At 34.6% G+C, this 16,461-nt stretch carries 19 protein-coding genes, 2 pseudogenes and 1 riboswitch; of the genes and pseudogenes, 4 read left to right on the top strand and 17 right to left on the bottom strand.

The window, feature by feature from the left end; translation table 11 throughout:
- Window positions 1-216, top strand: a 216-nt coding sequence (locus AC1DS7_RS12795; protein WP_476999022.1) for an IS3 family transposase, incomplete at its 5' end; no start/stop codon positions are given.
- Window positions 217-269: 53 nt separating this feature from the next.
- Here AC1DS7_RS12795 and AC1DS7_RS12800 read toward each other — a convergent pair.
- The 7 genes and pseudogenes from AC1DS7_RS12800 to AC1DS7_RS12830 form a co-directional block, all read right to left on the bottom strand.
- Window positions 270-1,619 carry an APC family permease gene (locus tag AC1DS7_RS12800; RefSeq protein WP_078175598.1) on the bottom strand — a complete coding sequence of 450 codons (1,350 nt, stop codon included), beginning with the start codon at window positions 1,617-1,619 and terminating at the stop codon, window positions 270-272.
- Between the two features lie 422 nt (window positions 1,620-2,041).
- Window positions 2,042-3,010, bottom strand: a complete 969-nt coding sequence (nrdF, locus tag AC1DS7_RS12805; protein WP_002011508.1) for a class 1b ribonucleoside-diphosphate reductase subunit beta — start codon at window positions 3,008-3,010, stop codon at window positions 2,042-2,044.
- Between the two features lie 94 nt (window positions 3,011-3,104).
- Window positions 3,105-4,490, bottom strand: a pseudogene (locus AC1DS7_RS12810) (ribonucleoside-diphosphate reductase subunit alpha); the annotation flags it as partial.
- Between the two features lie 401 nt (window positions 4,491-4,891).
- Window positions 4,892-5,590: pseudogene (locus AC1DS7_RS12815) on the bottom strand (ribonucleotide reductase N-terminal alpha domain-containing protein); the annotation flags it as partial.
- Window positions 5,577-5,936 carry a class Ib ribonucleoside-diphosphate reductase assembly flavoprotein NrdI gene (gene nrdI / locus AC1DS7_RS12820; RefSeq protein ID WP_000959445.1) on the bottom strand — a complete coding sequence of 120 codons (360 nt, stop codon included), beginning with the start codon at window positions 5,934-5,936 and terminating at the stop codon, window positions 5,577-5,579. The gene nrdI and the pseudogene AC1DS7_RS12815, both read right to left, overlap by 14 nt.
- 477 nt (window positions 5,937-6,413) lie before the next feature.
- Window positions 6,414-6,731 carry a hypothetical protein gene (locus AC1DS7_RS12825; protein ID WP_002011512.1) on the bottom strand — a complete coding sequence of 106 codons (318 nt, stop codon included), beginning with the start codon at window positions 6,729-6,731 and terminating at the stop codon, window positions 6,414-6,416.
- Between the two features lie 25 nt (window positions 6,732-6,756).
- Complete coding sequence (locus AC1DS7_RS12830; RefSeq protein WP_002030563.1) at window positions 6,757-6,951, bottom strand: hypothetical protein; 195 nt, start codon at window positions 6,949-6,951, stop codon at window positions 6,757-6,759.
- A 261-nt stretch (window positions 6,952-7,212) separates the two neighbouring features.
- Here AC1DS7_RS12830 and AC1DS7_RS12835 point away from each other — a divergent pair, with 261 nt between their 5' ends.
- Window positions 7,213-7,791, top strand: a complete 579-nt coding sequence (locus tag AC1DS7_RS12835) for a GNAT family N-acetyltransferase (RefSeq protein WP_215588856.1) — start codon at window positions 7,213-7,215, stop codon at window positions 7,789-7,791.
- A gap of 60 nt (window positions 7,792-7,851) precedes the next feature.
- Here the strand turns inward: AC1DS7_RS12835 and AC1DS7_RS12840 are convergent, their stop codons facing one another.
- Together AC1DS7_RS12840 and AC1DS7_RS12845 are read right to left on the bottom strand one after the other, a co-directional pair.
- Window positions 7,852-8,454 carry a histidine phosphatase family protein gene (locus AC1DS7_RS12840; RefSeq protein ID WP_002126185.1) on the bottom strand — a complete coding sequence of 201 codons (603 nt, stop codon included), beginning with the start codon at window positions 8,452-8,454 and terminating at the stop codon, window positions 7,852-7,854.
- An 81-nt stretch (window positions 8,455-8,535) separates the two neighbouring features.
- Window positions 8,536-8,694 (bottom strand): hypothetical protein, encoded by a 159-nt coding sequence (locus AC1DS7_RS12845; protein ID WP_002086806.1) that lies wholly within the window; start codon window positions 8,692-8,694, stop codon window positions 8,536-8,538.
- 253 nt (window positions 8,695-8,947) lie between these two features.
- Here AC1DS7_RS12845 and AC1DS7_RS12850 point away from each other — a divergent pair, with 253 nt between their 5' ends.
- Entirely contained in the window at window positions 8,948-9,133 is a 186-nt protein-coding gene (locus AC1DS7_RS12850) for a YkvS family protein (protein WP_002064385.1), read from the top strand.
- Window positions 9,134-9,183: 50 nt separating this feature from the next.
- Here the strand turns inward: AC1DS7_RS12850 and queF are convergent, their stop codons facing one another.
- The 4 genes from queF to queC are packed head-to-tail and all read right to left on the bottom strand — an operon-like array spanning window position 9,184 to window position 11,562.
- Entirely contained in the window at window positions 9,184-9,681 is a 498-nt protein-coding gene (queF, locus tag AC1DS7_RS12855; RefSeq protein ID WP_002140938.1) for a preQ(1) synthase, read from the bottom strand.
- An 18-nt stretch (window positions 9,682-9,699) separates the two neighbouring features.
- Window positions 9,700-10,416 carry a 7-carboxy-7-deazaguanine synthase QueE gene (queE, locus tag AC1DS7_RS12860; RefSeq protein ID WP_002126181.1) on the bottom strand — a complete coding sequence of 239 codons (717 nt, stop codon included), beginning with the start codon at window positions 10,414-10,416 and terminating at the stop codon, window positions 9,700-9,702.
- Window positions 10,409-10,900: a 6-carboxytetrahydropterin synthase QueD gene (gene queD, locus AC1DS7_RS12865; RefSeq protein ID WP_002011526.1), complete on the bottom strand. Its 492-nt coding sequence runs from the start codon at window positions 10,898-10,900 to the stop codon at window positions 10,409-10,411. The genes queE and queD overlap by 8 nt, the downstream gene beginning before the upstream one ends.
- The gene (queC, locus tag AC1DS7_RS12870; protein ID WP_002086813.1) at window positions 10,900-11,562 is read right to left on the bottom strand and encodes a 7-cyano-7-deazaguanine synthase QueC; all 663 of its coding nucleotides are present in this window, start codon (window positions 11,560-11,562) and stop codon (window positions 10,900-10,902) included. Before queC ends, queD begins: the two co-directional genes overlap by 1 nt.
- Before the next feature lie 93 nt (window positions 11,563-11,655).
- Window positions 11,656-11,699, bottom strand: a riboswitch (PreQ1 riboswitch).
- Between the two features lie 208 nt (window positions 11,700-11,907).
- Here queC and AC1DS7_RS12875 point away from each other — a divergent pair.
- The gene (locus tag AC1DS7_RS12875; RefSeq protein WP_002140936.1) at window positions 11,908-13,116 is read left to right on the top strand and encodes an ATP-binding protein; all 1,209 of its coding nucleotides are present in this window, start codon (window positions 11,908-11,910) and stop codon (window positions 13,114-13,116) included.
- Window positions 13,117-13,125: 9 nt separating this feature from the next.
- Here AC1DS7_RS12875 and AC1DS7_RS12880 read toward each other — a convergent pair whose 3' ends face one another.
- From AC1DS7_RS12880 to AC1DS7_RS12895, 4 genes are all read right to left on the bottom strand, one after another.
- Complete coding sequence (locus AC1DS7_RS12880; RefSeq protein WP_000038354.1) at window positions 13,126-13,242, bottom strand: DUF6254 family protein; 117 nt, start codon at window positions 13,240-13,242, stop codon at window positions 13,126-13,128.
- 105 nt (window positions 13,243-13,347) lie between these two features.
- Window positions 13,348-13,881 (bottom strand): DinB family protein, encoded by a 534-nt coding sequence (locus tag AC1DS7_RS12885; protein WP_002030551.1) that lies wholly within the window; start codon window positions 13,879-13,881, stop codon window positions 13,348-13,350.
- A 138-nt stretch (window positions 13,882-14,019) separates the two neighbouring features.
- On the bottom strand, window positions 14,020-15,714 hold the full coding sequence (locus AC1DS7_RS12890) for a M3 family oligoendopeptidase (RefSeq protein WP_215588855.1): 1,695 nt from the start codon (window positions 15,712-15,714) through the stop codon (window positions 14,020-14,022).
- Between the two features lie 160 nt (window positions 15,715-15,874).
- Complete coding sequence (locus AC1DS7_RS12895; RefSeq protein WP_002011538.1) at window positions 15,875-16,321, bottom strand: MarR family winged helix-turn-helix transcriptional regulator; 447 nt, start codon at window positions 16,319-16,321, stop codon at window positions 15,875-15,877.
- Window positions 16,322-16,461: the final 140 nt, after the last annotated feature.

The following is a 16,461-nucleotide window of genomic DNA, read 5'->3' on the forward strand; positions in this document are numbered from 1 at the left end:
TCGCAAAGTCGCAAAGGAAACTGCCATGACAATGCTTGTATTGAATCATTCTTTTCTCATTTTAAATCTGAAATGTTTTATCTCAATTATTATCAAACAAAAGAAGAATTGATTCAAGCAATTGAAACATACATCTATCATTATAACTACAAACGATTCCAAAAACGACTCAATCATCGAGCTCCGATTGAATATCGAATCTCAATGGCTGCTTAGTCTTTTTTTAAAGCTGTCTACTTGACGGGGATAAGACCAATGCCTTTTTCTTTTTATATTTCCTGTGCTTCTTCAAAATGCATTTGCGGAGGAGCTGAACGGAACATATTTGTAACATATAGAAGGTACCCAATTCCAATAGCAGCCCAGCAAAGTCCCAAAATAAGTGAATGGATATTGAGATTAAACCATAGTACGGCTACAGTAGCAGCACCCAAAATAGGCATAACTAAGTAATTTAAGAAATCTTTTATCGTCTTATATCTTTTTTGCTTGATTATATAGTAAGAAATTACAGACAAATTAACAAATGTAAATGCAATAAGCGCTCCAAAGTTAATAAGAGATGCTGCTGTTTCTAAATCAATGAATATAGCGAAGAGCGAAATAATTCCTACAAAAATAATATTATATACTGGGGTTCTCCAGCGAGGATGAATGTATCCGAATATTTTCTTCGGAATTACATTATCTCGCCCCATTACGTATAATAACCTGGATACACTTGTATGAGAAGCTAAACCGGACGCAAGTGTCCCCATAAGGGTTCCTACTAAAAAGAAAGCTTGAAATAATTTCCCGCCAACATATAGTGCAATTTCTGGAGATGCTGATTCTTGATTTTTAAATACAGATGTATCTGGAAACATAGATTGTGTAAAATACGTAGTAGTAATGAATAAAACTCCGCCGATTAAAGCAGTAAGAAAAATAGCTCGAGGAATTGTTTTCTTCGCGTTTGGTGTCTCTTCTGAAAATGTAGTTACTGCATCAAAACCTAAAAACGAGAAACAAAGAATTGTCGCACCTGCAACTAACGGTGATATTTGTATATCTGATTGAAAAAACGGCTGAATGGAAAAGATTTCTCCTGTTCCCTCTCCCGATAATAAACCTTTTATAACTAGAAAAACAAACACAGCCATTACTAACACCTGAAATATTACTAAGAAAGTATTGAAATTAGCAGTAGCATTTACGCTAATCATGTTTATTAATGTAATCAGGAGAACAAAGCCAATGACCCATACCCAATTAGGAACACTTGGGAAAAATGCTGACATATAAATTCTCGTTAATAGTGCGTTCACCATTGGTAGAAACAAATAATCCAATAATGCGGACCATCCAACAAGAAACCCCAGCCTTGCACTAATTGTCTTCTGTGTATACGTATAAGCAGATCCTGCCGTAGGAAAAACCTTTACCATTTTGCCGTAGCTTGCAGCGGTAAACAACATCCCTGCTAATGCAATAAGATAAGCTCCTGGAACATGACCACCCGTTTTTTCAGAAACGATTCCAAATGTATCAAACCCAACCATCGGTGTCATATACCCGACCCCTAGCATAACAATTGACCAAAGCCCTAATGAACGTTTTAAACCAACTACTTTTCCCACCTATCATTCCTCCTACTTTCTCTATCTAATTTCCATTTAAAAATCGACAGTTAAAAGGAAGCGTTTTCAAATGACTATATATCACACCGCATATTACCTCCCTTTTTGTTAATTTTTAAATATTCATGCAATTTTTAAGCCAAAATTTCTAGCATTTGAAAATTCAATACTAAAAAGAACGTATAGGTGGAGTTGGTCCTCATTTCTTCTCATTTTTTATTCATTTTGACATAAGTTATTCAATCTCTCATACGACTAAATATGAAAAATAAAACTTTAATCCTTGTTTTTTCATTCCCACTTCCTCAAAAATTGGGCTTTTACAAGATTAAAATATTCCCATGAAATAATAACATTATGTAAACTATTCATAGCAAAAAAGCTGTMTTTTCTATAAAGACAGCTTTTTCTATAACACTATATTAAAAATTGAATACGAAGTCATCGTCTGCTAACTTTTCAACATTCGTTGCTTTTACGTAACCATTTCCTTTTACAGAGAAGAAGTCATGGTTTTTCGTATCTGTACGTAAACCATTTAAAACGATTGGGTTAATTTCTTCTTCCTCAAACTTCGGCTCAAGTCCTAAGTTCATAAGTCCTTTATTCGCATTGTAACGAACGAAACGATTTACATCCTCTACAAGACCGATAGAAGTGTAAATTTCTTCTGTATATGCCAATTCAATTTCATACAGTTCCATTAATAACTCTTGCGTTTCCGTTTGTACTTCTTGTTGCTCTTCTGCAGAAAGTTCTGTGAAGATTTGTTGTGCTAAAATACCAACGAATACGCCGTGAATTGACTCGTCACGAATTATTAAGTTAATAATCTCACCACTTGCCGTCAATTTACCTTGACCCGCTAAGTAAAGTGGATAGAAGAATCCACTATAGAATAAGTAACTTTCTAAGAACACACTTGCTACCATTGCCATGTATAACTCTTTTTTCGTTACTTCAGGCTTTAATAAGCGACGATAGTAACTAGTAACAATACCAGCTTTTTTCTCAAGTAATGGATGGTTATCTACCCATTCAAAAATATCATCAATTTCTTCTTCAGTAGCTAACGTTGTGAAAATATGGCTGTAACTCTTCGCATGTACTTCTTCCATAGCGCCCATGAAAGCTAATACACTTTTCGCTTGTAAATTTTCAAGATGAACAAGTACAAGTGGCATCCCTTCGCCACCTTGTTTCGTATCTAAAAGTGTTAAACCACCTAATACACGCTTATAAGCAATTTGCTCTTCTTTTGATAATTGTGCCCAAGTATTTTTGTCAGAAGACACTGCGATTTCTTCTTCTGTCCAAAACTGAGCGATGTTTTGCTTCCAAAACATTAAACTAAAATCATCTTCTTTTTTGTTCCAGTTTACCGCACGCATTAAATCGCCCCTTCTCTAAATAAACATAAAAAATTGATAACTAAGCATGAGCAGGGTTCAGAAAAACCCTGCTCATAATGTCTCACTTTTTATATTAAACGGTACAAGCCACGCACTCTTCCACGCTTAATTTACGTGTTCTCGTATAATAAAGACTCTTCAAGCCTTTTTTATGTGCATAAATGTAGTAACGTGCTAACTCACGTGTTGAAATATCACTATTAACATAAAGAATTGTACTAATTCCTTGGTCAATATGTTCTTGAACTTCTGCGATTAAATCAATTAATTTAAACTGATTCATATCATAAGAAGATTTATAGTACCAAAACGTATCTTTTGATAAATACGGCATTGGATAATATGTTGTCGCATTCGCATACGTTCTTGATTCAATTTGACTTACGATTGGCATTACGCTTGAAGTTGCATTTTGAACGTAACTGATCGATTGTGTCGGAGCGATTGCAAGACGATATGAGTTGTATAAACCATTCTTCTGTACTTGCTCTTTTAAACTTGTCCAATCTTCTTTTGTTGGAATATGAATTCCTTCAAATAATTGCTGAATTTTTTCAGTTACTGGGCTGTAATCTGTCGTTTCATACTTTTCAAAGTATGTGCCGTTTGCATAATCAGACTTATCGAAGTCTTTAAATGTTTCGCCTTTTTCTTTAGCGATCTCCATACTTTTCTCAATCGAGTAGTAATTTAACATCATAAAGAATGTACGAGCGAATTCTTTCGCTTCAGCACTTTCATAAGCGATTTTATTTTTTGCTAAATATCCATGTAAGTTCATTGCTCCAAGTCCAACTGAATGAAGCTCATCATTTGCTTTTTTCACAGTTGGGGCATTCGGAATGATCGTCATATCAGAAACAGCTGTTAAAGCTTCCATTCCCGCATGAACTGCTTCACGAATTTCTTTATTTTCCATTACGTTTACGATATTTAACGATCCTAAGTTACAGTTAATATCACGGCGGATAATGTCTTCTGTACCGTAATCATTTATTTCAGAAGTTTCTTGTAGCTGGAAGATTTCTGTACATAAGTTCGACATCTTCACAGTTCCAATATCCTTCAGTGGATGCTGGTTATTTGCATTTGATTTAAACATTAAGTATGGGTAACCAGACTCAAGCTGAATCATAGCAATTTTAATAAGCATATCACGCGCACTAATATCTAATGGCTTCTTCTTCACTTTCGGATTGCTCATTAATTCATCGTACATTTCGTCGATATCTATATCATCTAAATGTTTTCCGTACTCTTTAAATACTGTATAAGGCGCGAAAACATGGAAAGGTTCGTTTTTCTCAGCAAGCTCAAAGAACTTACTTGGAACGATAATTCCGATTGATAGAGACTGAATACGGCTCTTCTCATCGGCATTTATTTTTTTAGTATCAAGGAATTCAATAATATCCCAATGGAAAATGTTTAAGTATACTGCACCTGCACCTTTTCGTTGCATATTGTTACTCCATATCGTCAAAACGTATGGGGGATAGTCATTTCTGCTATCCTCTCTATATCGCTATAGAGTTCAGACCATATCTTCTTCTCGCCAAATTCTTCATTTAACCATTTATCATATGTTTGATGCACATGAATATGGCATAAACTATAATAACTGTATACACCCTTTGAATTTGGTTGTTTTGAGAAGCCAGGTTCGAGCTACTTAGTCACCTACATAGCCACTTGGTCGTTGAACCTTCTCCTTATCTAATAAATTTAGGAGCTCGGCTGCTGATTTCCTGCAATCTTGGATTTTCAGGGTTCGCTACGTAATTTCTTCGTAGTATCCTACCTTGATATACTCAGGCGTTCCAGCAATTGACCTGGTTTTATAGTTGAGCCATAAAGTTAACCCAACTGATTCGCATACGAAAACGAATCTTCAAGTAATTTCATAACAGGTACTACACCACTTGCGGCGTTATCAATACCTTTAATTTGCTCACCACGTGCGCGTAGCTTAGATAAGTTTAAAGCTACTCCACCACCGATTTTCGATAATTGCATTGCAGTATTAATGTTAAAGCCGATTGAATTTAAGCTATCATCCATCTCTAACAAGAAACAAGACACCATTTCTCCTCTTCTGCTTCTTCCCGCATTTAAAAAGGTTGGTGTCGCTGGTTGGTAGTTTTGTTTTACAATCATGCTTGCGAAGTGTTTTGCCTTCGCAACATCACCGCGTCCTAAGTATAATGACACAATTGCTACACGATCTTCATAGCTTTCTAAGTATTGTTTTTGATCATTCGTTTTTAACGCATAATCTTTATAGAACTTAGATGCTGCCATATAAGATTGGAACTCGAAGTTTTCACCATAAGCGATGTTATAAACTCCTTCTACTTCCTCCAAGCTATACTCGTCCAGAACGTTGTAATAGTAATCATGTTCTTTCATATACTCCATTCGCTCTGCCACGCTATTAAAATGAACGGTATTCTCTCTAGCTTCTTCCATAAAGACTTCTAACGCCTCTTTATCTTTATGAAGCTGATAAAAACCGTCCTGCATTTGCGTGATTTCATTATTCAGTTCAATGTGTCGCAATCTCCCGCACCCTTTCTTTAAAATATTCTACATCATTATTTGTTCCAGATAACTCAAATTTTGATACAATAGGCACTTCATATTTAGTAGAGATTTTGTCAGCACTTGCACCAAACATGTCTCCCCAATTACGATTGCCACTTGCAGATACGCCTTTTAATTTTTCATTATTGCGTTCTAAAAAGTCTAAAACACGTTCCGGTACATTTCCAAAACCTGTTGTATACGTAATAAGAATAAAGTCTTCATCTAATACTAGAGCTTCATCAATTTGAACGGCCGGCATATTTAATTTGTGAATGAAACGCTTCACGTTTCCTGTCATAGAATCATATGCAACTAACATTTCCGACCCTCCCTCTCCAATCTATATTCTCTGTATGTCGTTTCTTGATTTCTCTATATATTGTATTACGTTTCAAAATAAGACACAAGATATATGTATAAATTCTTTCTTTTTTTAACTTTTACTTTTCGACATGACCGTCGATTTTTTTCAATACAAAGACTATGAAACAACATTCTAAAACTCATGTCAATAAAGTGCTTTTCAAAAAAGTTGTCAACGAATTTAACCTTATTTTTAAAAAAGTTACCAATATTTTTTGTCATAAAACAGTAAATGCTGGAGTAATATATTTCTCCAGCATCACGCAAAAAAGAACAGATATTAAACGATAATCTGTTCTAACAAACGATTACATTTATCAATTTTACTTTATTAAATATTATACATATTCTTTCGTTCCTCGTTACATACTAAAAGATAACTATTATAGAAAAAGATTATTATTATGGAACTTCAATTTATTTATGAAAAAAATTATTCAGGGTGCTCAATACGCAAAATATCTCTTACAAATATATGATGTGGATTCTCATCTTTATCGAGCATTGTACATACAGGAGCTTCTTCATCAAAGTATACGATCATTCCTTCTACGTACTGATATGTATGTTGAACTTGTACCGTTACTTTAATTTCTACTGCTTGTTCATACGCCCTTTTTATTTTCTGAAGCATTTTTGCTGAACATTTTCGTTTCTCTGGATACATAACCATTCCCATAAACCTATTCCCAGCTCTATCTTTCCACATATAATCCCAATGTGGCAATATGCCTTGTTTAAAATCCCCCATAATTCCCCTCTCCTTTATCTTCTATTTATGAACGTGGTGTTTCTGAATATGTATAAATTACCTGTCCACCGCGCTGTGCGTTCCCGATAATATGTTTAAAATCTTCTCGATTTACAACAACTTCTCTGAACGTATAAAATACATCTTTCTTCGCAACATACTCCTTTATTTCATCATTTTTCAGCTGATCCAAAATTGTATTTGCTAATTGTTTATCCATGTATTTCACCTCTCTGCAATATTTTATTCTATCGCATCTTCTATAGGTCGACAACGGTAAAATTATCCCGTTACTATTATGTAATTCACTTTCATTATTTTTATATCTATATCACTTTATTATATTCGCACTAAATATCATATACTAACATAGCTACTTCTCTATATCAAACTTTTTGATACCCTGTATAACAAAGTTCCAAATCACTGTTTGATATTTTATTTTATGCTACAATATACATTTAGAACTAGGAGGGATACTATGATTCGGAAAGCAAAAAAGACAGATGCGGTAGAAGTAGCACCTTTATTGTATAACGCTCTGCACGAAATTGCTGAAAAAATCACAGGTAGCACAGTTGAAGCAAAAGTAATACTAGGACTTGAAACATGGTTCGTAAAAGAAAATAATCGATTGAGCTATGAAAACTGTTTAGTGGCTGAACAAGGTGGAAAGGTAGTTGGGGTTATTGTCGTTTATCACGGTAGTGACACTGAACAACTTGATGCACCAATCATACACTACTTAAGAGAACTACATGAAGACGAATCCATTACGTTAGAAAAAGAAGCTGAACTTGATGAGTATTATATTGACACGTTGTCAGTTTCAAGTATGTACAGTGGACGTGGTATTGGCTCTAAATTAATCGATGCAGCTGAACTTCATGCAACTGAAAAAGGGCATGAAAAAATTGCCTTACTTGTTAATTTAGAAAACAAACGCGCTTTTTCACTATATGAAAAACTTGGTTACAAAGAAGATAAAACCGTTATGCTCGTCGGTGAATCGTATGCCCATCTAATAAAACCATTACGGTCATTGGTTTCTATATCTTAAAAGGACAATTCTTTTTTACTTGTTATGTAGAGAAAGAGGCTGCCAAAGGGACAGCCTCTTTTAAATTAATTTTGTATTTAATACATTTCCATCCATCGCCTCATGAAATGTATACGTTGTACATCCCCATGGCTTCCTATGAAAAATAGGCGAACCAGACCACCCCATTGCCCTCAGTTCAGTCCCAATCATCGCATTAAAATAACTATGACCTACAAGGGCAATATGTCCATGTACGAGCGCATAGCGGTGCAACATATTAGCGGCTTGCCTTGCTCTTTCTCGTACTTCCTTATAAGACTCAACCTCTTTACTATAACCAACTATCCATCGTGTACGTCCAATAAACATCCATACATTCGGTTTACATTTCAACCATTTTGGAGCATAAAAACTCGTTGGAACTTCCGCTTCCCTAAAAAGAGGATTTTGCACAAAAGATAGGGAATCCAATAACTCAGCCGCTGACTGTACAGCGCGCCTTTGATCACTCGTTACAACCAGTTTCGCTGATTCAATCGCCTCAATTGTTTCAATTGGTATAGGAGTTTCTTTTACTGTAGTCCCTAAATCATATTGCTTCATCCATTCACGAAATAAAATAATTGTCATTGGCTCTATAGTACTGTCCAAACGACCATGACGAATAAAAGAAATTCGCATTCTTTCCACTCCCCATTCATCACTTACGAACTATATTACGTACTATTTCTTCTTGCCATCATACCATGCATAAAAAGAAAGTTATATATCCCCACCACTATCATGTGTTATCGAAGTGTGCACACCATCCAGTCCATCAAAATATGTAGTTGTTTCATGATGACGCACTTTCTTCAACTGTATATATGAAAATAAAAATAATAAAATCGCTATAAAGCTCCCCACAATTTCAAACATCATTTTCCAGCCCCTAATTTCTCCCACTTTAGTAGGTCATTGTATCTTTTATTATACTCCCGTATAAAGATGTATGCATTTTCATCATTCTTCTCCTAAACAATATTTTTTACATATTTTCTTACAAAAAGTGAATATTTTTCGAATTTTTACTTTGGAAACATTTACAAAGTAGTAAATATAGTTCAAAATAAGAAGAAATAAAAAAGCCCAAATTATTCTTTTTTTGGGAAAACTGGAACAAGGAGAGTTGCTTATGCAGATCGCAGAAACTGGAGATATCATTGAATTTAAAGGTGGAATGCAAGGCCGTGTTCAAAAGGTAAATCAAAACTCCGTTATTGTTGATATAACAATTATGGAGAATTTTAGAGAACTAGATATGGAACCTCTTACAGTTGTAAGCCATAAAAACTATACTGTCATTAATCAACATGCATAATATAATAGAAAGAAAGGATCTGTATATCATACAGATCCTTTCTTTCTATATTAACGATTATCGATCTTTTCTGGATATAAATCGTGATTCATCATGCGGTAGTCTGCCATTTTCTCATACTTAGTTCCTGGGCGGCCGTAGTTACAGTAAGGATCGATTGAAATACCACCACGTGGTGTAAATTTCCCCCATACCTCAATATAGCGTGGATCCATTAATTTAATTAAATCATTCATAATAACGTTCATGCAATCTTCGTGGAAGTCACCATGATTTCGGAAGCTAAATAAATATAGCTTTAAAGATTTACTCTCTACCATTCTTTGTTCTGGAATGTAGCTAATATAAATTGTTGCAAAATCTGGTTGTCCTGTTTTCGGACATAAACTTGTAAATTCAGGACAATTGAATTTTACAAAGTAATCACGGTTTGGATGGTTATTATCAAATACCTCTAAAATTTCCGGGCTATATTCAAATACATATTTTGTATTTTGATTTCCTAATAATGTTACATCTTTTAAATCTTCATCTAATCTTCCTGCCATTTTAAACATCCCTTCTCATTATACCCCTCGTTTATTTCCCCATACTAACGCATGAAGCTGAGGCAGTACTTTCGCATCATTCATTTCTTTACAATTCACAGCTTTTTCAATAAGCCACTCATATTTTTCTAATAGTTTTTTTATAAGCACCGCATCATCCACTGTTTTCGTATCATCATTCCCTACTTGTAAGAAAAATGGTACATTCGGATAACGCTCGTGCATCTTAACTGCATATTCAAAATCTTGATCATCGAATACTACTACTTTTAAACTAAAATCTTTCCCTGCTAGTTTATGAATAACAGAATCTAACATATGAAAATCTGTTTTCATAGTTGAACTTGGTGGTTTTGGAGAAATCGTTACCTCATCAATTTGAAGCAACCAATCTTGCCATTTACTCCCTTGCGTTTCTACCGCTGTTCGCATTCCATTCTCCTTTAATATAGAAAGAAGAAATTGCATATTTTTCAGCAAAACAGGATTTCCACCCGAAATCGTAACATGAGAAAAATTTTCTCCACCAATTTCTACAAGCTCATTCCAAATGTCTTCCGGTGTCATTTGTTTAATTTGATCTTTGGCCGATCCATCCCATGTAAAAGCAGAATCACACCAAGCACAGCTATAATCACAGCCCGCTGTACGGATAAACATTGTCTTTTGTCCTACAACCATCCCTTCTCCTTGAATGGTTGGACCAAATATTTCTAAGACGGGAATTTTACTCATCGAGCATCCACTCCCGTCTTACTTCCGCATAACTAGTCGGCGTCTCAAAAAGACGAACAAATTCAACACGAGCTCCCTTATATTCGTTCGCACGATTATCTTTCGTTAATGCTTCTGCCATCTTTTCATAAATCCAAACGACCATATTTTCAGCAGTCGTATTCATTTCTGGCAATGTTTCGTTTAAATAACGATGATCTAAATAAATTTCTATTTCATTTTTCCAAATCTCTTTTATATCTCCAAAGTCAATTGCAAGGCCTATTTCATTTACATATCCGCTAATTCCAAATACGACTTTATATGTGTGTCCATGTAAATTTTTACATTTCCCTTCATAGCAGTGTAAATGGTGCGCTGCGTCAAATGTAAATTCCTTGCTGACCATTACTCTTTTATTATGATATTTGAGTTGTTCACGCTGAATATCCTTGTCCATTTTTTGCAAATTTTCTACGATGCGAAATCCAAAAAAGTTATCCATTAGTTGCTCGCTCCTTCGCGTTCTTGTAGATACGTATCTAATCCCGCTTTACGAAGTTGACATGCTGGACATTCACCGCAACCATCACCAATGATTCCGTTATAACATGTTAATGTTTTTTCTCTAACAAACTCAAATGCTCCAAGTTCATCAGATAATTTCCATGTCTCTGCTTTATCAATCCACATAAGTGGTGTATGAATAACAAACGGATAATCCATAGATAAATTTAATGTAACGTTTAATGATTTCACAAACACGTCACGACAATCTGGATAACCACTGAAATCAGTTTCACATACACCCGTTACAATATGACGTGCTCCAACTTGTTTTGCTAATACAGCCGCAAATGATAAAAATAGTAAATTTCGTCCATCTACAAATGTTGATGGCAATTCACCTTCTTCATGTGTAATCTCCATATCCGTTCTCGTTAACGCATTTGGAGCAAGTTGATTTAATAGGCTCATATCTAGTATCGTATGTTTAATTCCTAGCTCTTTCGCAATTTCCGCTGCACAATCAATTTCTAATTTATGACGTTGATTGTAGTTAAATGTTACAGCTTCCACTTCTTCAAACTGCTGTATCGCCCAAAATAAACATGTTGTACTATCTTGTCCACCACTAAAAACAACAACTGCTTTTTCTTTTTTCATTTCACTCATTCTCCTTCTCTACTACGAATAAGAAGAAAGAACGTTCTTGAACTGTCACAATAAAAAAACAAAACAATACCTAATGATATTGTTGTTTCCATAGTTTTTTATAGAGGGAGTTCGCGAACCTCTCCCATGCAGTGCACGGAATTTCTTCTTTCATTGACAAAGATTATTGTAACATATTGTATACTACCAGAAAAAATTTCTGATTTTTTCCGCTATTTCGCATTTCATTTATTTCATTTTATAGTATGATTAATTTAATGTTAAAAGAGAGGAGGCATCCCACTGGAACTCTTTATTATTTACCTCTTTTTAAATATATTATCTATTCTCGTTACAATGCTCGTATATCATTTATTTTGGAATCAGAAAGGGAAACGATCTCCTAAATTAAATTCAGCCATATTTATTGTATTGTGTTGCCTCGCTACCATACTATGTATCACTTTCGCAGCAAAAACAAATAATGGTTTTCAGTTCGACATGCGACATATCGTATTAATTGTCGGCACGTTAACGGGAGGGCCTATTGCTGGTGGTTCTATTTTAGCTGTATTAAACATTTATCGCTTTTTATTGGGAGGAATAGGTGCGTTTCCATCCTTTATCGCTTCTATTCTCCTATTTATTGTTCTACTATTAACTTACAAATTTTTTAATCGAAGTTCTAATCATATAAAAATAACACTTGCTATTTTTTACAGTCTTACTTATGGATTTGGTTGGATACCATTTTTCCTTGCAAGTGTTACAAATGAGGCAGATTATATACCACATATCATTGTGTACGAACTATGTACGATGATTGGTACAATCCTTATTTTATATTTACTACACATATTACAAATGCAAGTTCGTCTCCAAAATGAACTTATGAACGCTGAGAAATTTCATTTAATCGGCGAAATGGCAGCTTCTATCTCTCATGAAATTCGTAATCCTTTAACTGCAACGAAAGGTTTTTTACAACTTTTACAGTCAGATGCATGTTCTGAGAAAGAACGAAAATTATATATCGACATAGCCATTAATGGTATCGAACAAGCAAATCACGTTCTTACAGACTACTTAACTTTTGCAAAACCGAGTATTGAAAAAGAACAAAAATTACAAGTAGAGGAAGAATTACTTCATGCGTTGTCTTTGATCACACCTCTCGCCAATTTAGCAAATGTTCGTATAAATTATATAAAACAAAGTACATCTTTCTTTATCGCTGGCGAAAAGCAAAAACTGAACCAATGTTTATTAAATATTTTTAAAAATTGTATTGAGGCTATGCCTACAGGTGGCGATCTTATTCTTACATTAGTTCCAGACCATAAACATATACAATTATATATAAAAGATACAGGAGTTGGTATGGATCAAGAACAAATAAAACGCCTTGGATCACCTTTCTACTCAACGAAAGAAAAAGGTACCGGACTCGGAATGATGGTCGTCTTCAGCGTCATTCAAGCAATGGATGGAAAGATTGATATTATGAGCGAAAAAGGTACAGGTACAACTTTCTTATTAACTTTCCCACTCATACAAAAAACGTGATGAACTTCATCACGTTTTTTCTGTTCCTTCAACTAATTCTGCAAAAGCTTTCACTTTCCCATGCGGCTTTTGATTTTCTTTCCGAGCTTTCCAGGCGCGCTCTTCTTCTCTCTTTTTCTTTGACATGCTTTTCAACTCCTTCTTTTCTTTTCTCCATGTAGTATTCCAAAATGAGAAAGAAAACTATGCATGAGTAAAAAAGAAAAGAAGCGGTTCCCCACTTCTTTCATTTTAACGCTGTAAAATTGCATGTTTCGCTTCTTTTAGCTGTGTAAGATGTCTTTGTTCGTGTAAATCTAGAAATTGAACCCATTGATATAAATTCAAATCATTAAAAATAGGATGTTTTAATCCATTTTCAAATAATTCTTTTTCATCTATTACACTATGAAGGGCATGTAATAATTCTTGTCGTGAATGTTCTAGTAATTGAATTCCTTGCAGTTTTTTCATTAATGTTTCTGTTGGTTTCATTTGTTGAGGAGCTTCCCTTTTATGTGTGCGATCAAGCGTAAGTTGGAGGTCTTTAAATGGAGCAAGTTTTCTTTCTTTTTTTTGCAAAGCATATACAAGGGCAGATGTGACAGACTGTTCAACTAAATGCAAATGATGCAAAATTTGAATAATACTCCATTTATCACGGCGTGGCTTTACATTCACCTCCGTATCATTTAACATTTCAATTTCTGATAACAGCGTGCTTCGTGTAGACTGTAATGAGTGGACTAAAGTTTCTAAACTAACATCCATATTAGATTGAAGCATAGTGCTTTCCCCCCTTTTGTTGGTGAAAAGGGGCGCTCCCCATTAGAAACACCCCTAAAATAATTCTGAATTTTCTTTTATTATCTCATCATTTTTCTATTATGTCGATGTTAAACATAGGAAAAAAGTGCATGTTTTTTACAATTTTGTGTCGTCAACAGCACGTAACCACGCTTCAATTTCTGTAATTACACTTTTTACACACCCTTCAGCGAATGGTGATGTTAAATTTGCAACTTCTACTAATTCTAAGAATGATTTACTTCCACCTTGTTGACAAAGATTCACATAATCTTCCCAAACCTCTTGTCTATTATCTCTTGCACGTTTCCAAAATTGCAGTGCACAAATTTGAGCTAACGTGTAGTCAATATAATAGAAAGGTGAGCTATAAATATGACCTTGACGTTGCCAGAAACCACCACGCTCTAAATAATCATTATCTTCATAATCACGATGTGGTAAATACTTCTTCTCTATGTTACGCCATGCTGACTTACGTTCTGCTGGCGATGCTTCTGGATTTTCATATACATAATGTTGATATTCATCTACAGATACACCGTACGGTAAAAATAGAAGTGCTGAACTTAAGTGTGAGAAATAATATTTATCCGCATCTTCTTCAAAGAATAACTTCATCCATGGCCATGTAAAGAATTCCATACTCATTGAATGGATTTCACATGCTTCATATGTTGGCCAATTATATTCTGGAATTTCATACTTACGACTTTCATATACTTGGAAAGCATGACCAGCTTCATGTGTTAATACATCAATGTCCCCAGACGTTCCATTAAAGTTTGAGAAGATGAATGGCGCTTTATAATTCTCGATATATGTACAATATCCACCACCAGCTTTTCCTTTTTTCGCAACTAAATCTAATAAATCATTATCGAGCATGAAATTAAAAAACTCATCTGTTTCAGCTGATAATTCTTTATACATCGTTTTCCCGTGATTAATAATCCAATCGGCATCGCCTTTTGGAGTTGGATTACCTGTAGCAAACTCAAAGTTTTCATCATAATAAGCGAGCTTTTCTACACCAATGCGTGCTTTTTGTCTATTTCTTAACTCGGTTGCAACTGGAACGATATAATCTAATACTTGCTGACGATAGTTCGCTACCATTTCAGCATTATAATCTGTACGATACATTCTTGCATATCCTAATTCAACAAAGTTTTTAAAACCAAGTGTTTTTGCGATTTTCGTTCTCACTTTAACAAGCTCATCATAAATACGATCTAACTCTTCCTCGTTCTCAGCTAAAAATCCGTAGTATGCTTCACTTGCTGCTTTGCGTTCACTTCTTTCTTTTCCTTGCATAAACGGAATAAGTTGCGATAACGTTCTTTCTTCTCCTGCAAAGTCAATCTTTGCAGATGCTAATAACTGTGTATATTGCGAAGACAATTTATTCTCTAATTGTAAATCTTTCACTACTTCATCTGAATATGTTTTTAAATCACATTCAGCTAGAGCAAATAATTGCTTTCCATAATACGCTTCTAATTCTTCGCGGAATGGAGAATGAATTAACGCATTATAATACTTTGTACCATACCCTTGTACAACTGGAGAGAATTCATCAAAGAAATCCTGCTCATCCTTATAAAAGGCATCTGTCGTATCAACAGAATGACGAATGTAACAAAGGTTCCCCATTGTACCAAAGTCATTACGAATTTCGTTAATTGAATTGATAACTTGTTTTTGTTCTTCTACAGTTTTTGCGTTATCAAACTTCTCTAAAGCAACAGTAAATTTCCCTTTTAATTCTTCAATATTTGGCCGTTTATATTCATAGTCTTTAAATGACATGAACGAGCCCCCTCTCCATTATATGCATCATTATTATAATTCAATTCTTACTTACAAATCTCCTCTTATTCTTCAGCAAAATGCGGTAGATGATGTCATAAATACATGCACACAAAAAAGCCTTGGATTTCTTTATCCAAAGCTCCTTTGGAACATATCATCATTTTTCATACTTTCCAATTTTTTTCAATAGCTCGAGTAATTCATCCTTCTCATCCTTCGTTAACATTTCAAAAGACTGATATATAACTTGCTCATGACCTGGAAAAATAGAAGCAATAAAGCTCTCTCCAGACTCCGTTAATTGTGCATAAATAACACGCCTATCATTTGGACATGGAATTCGTTTTACAAGCCCTTTTTTCTCTAGCTTATCTACAACGTATGTAATGCTGCCACTAGCTATTAAAATACGCTCACCGATTTGCTGAAGTGGTTGGCCTCCTTTATGATATAGTAATTCTAATACAGCAAACTCAGTTGGATTTAATCCGTTACTTTGTATGGATTTATTTGTAGTATCCATAACAGAACGATGTACACGGGATAATGCAATAAATACTTTTAAAGATTGAGAAATGTCTTCTCGCTCATTATTTGATGTCATACCATTTCAACCCTTCACTTAAATTCTCCGCAACAAAAAGAAAAGCAACGTAGCACTTCATTACAACTTCCGAATGAATATTCACTCATTCCTTTTCCTTTCCCTAATGTAATGCAAATGATTCTTGAATAAAAACATGA

The sequence above is a fragment of the Bacillus sp. P4_E1 genome, assembly GCF_056401715.1.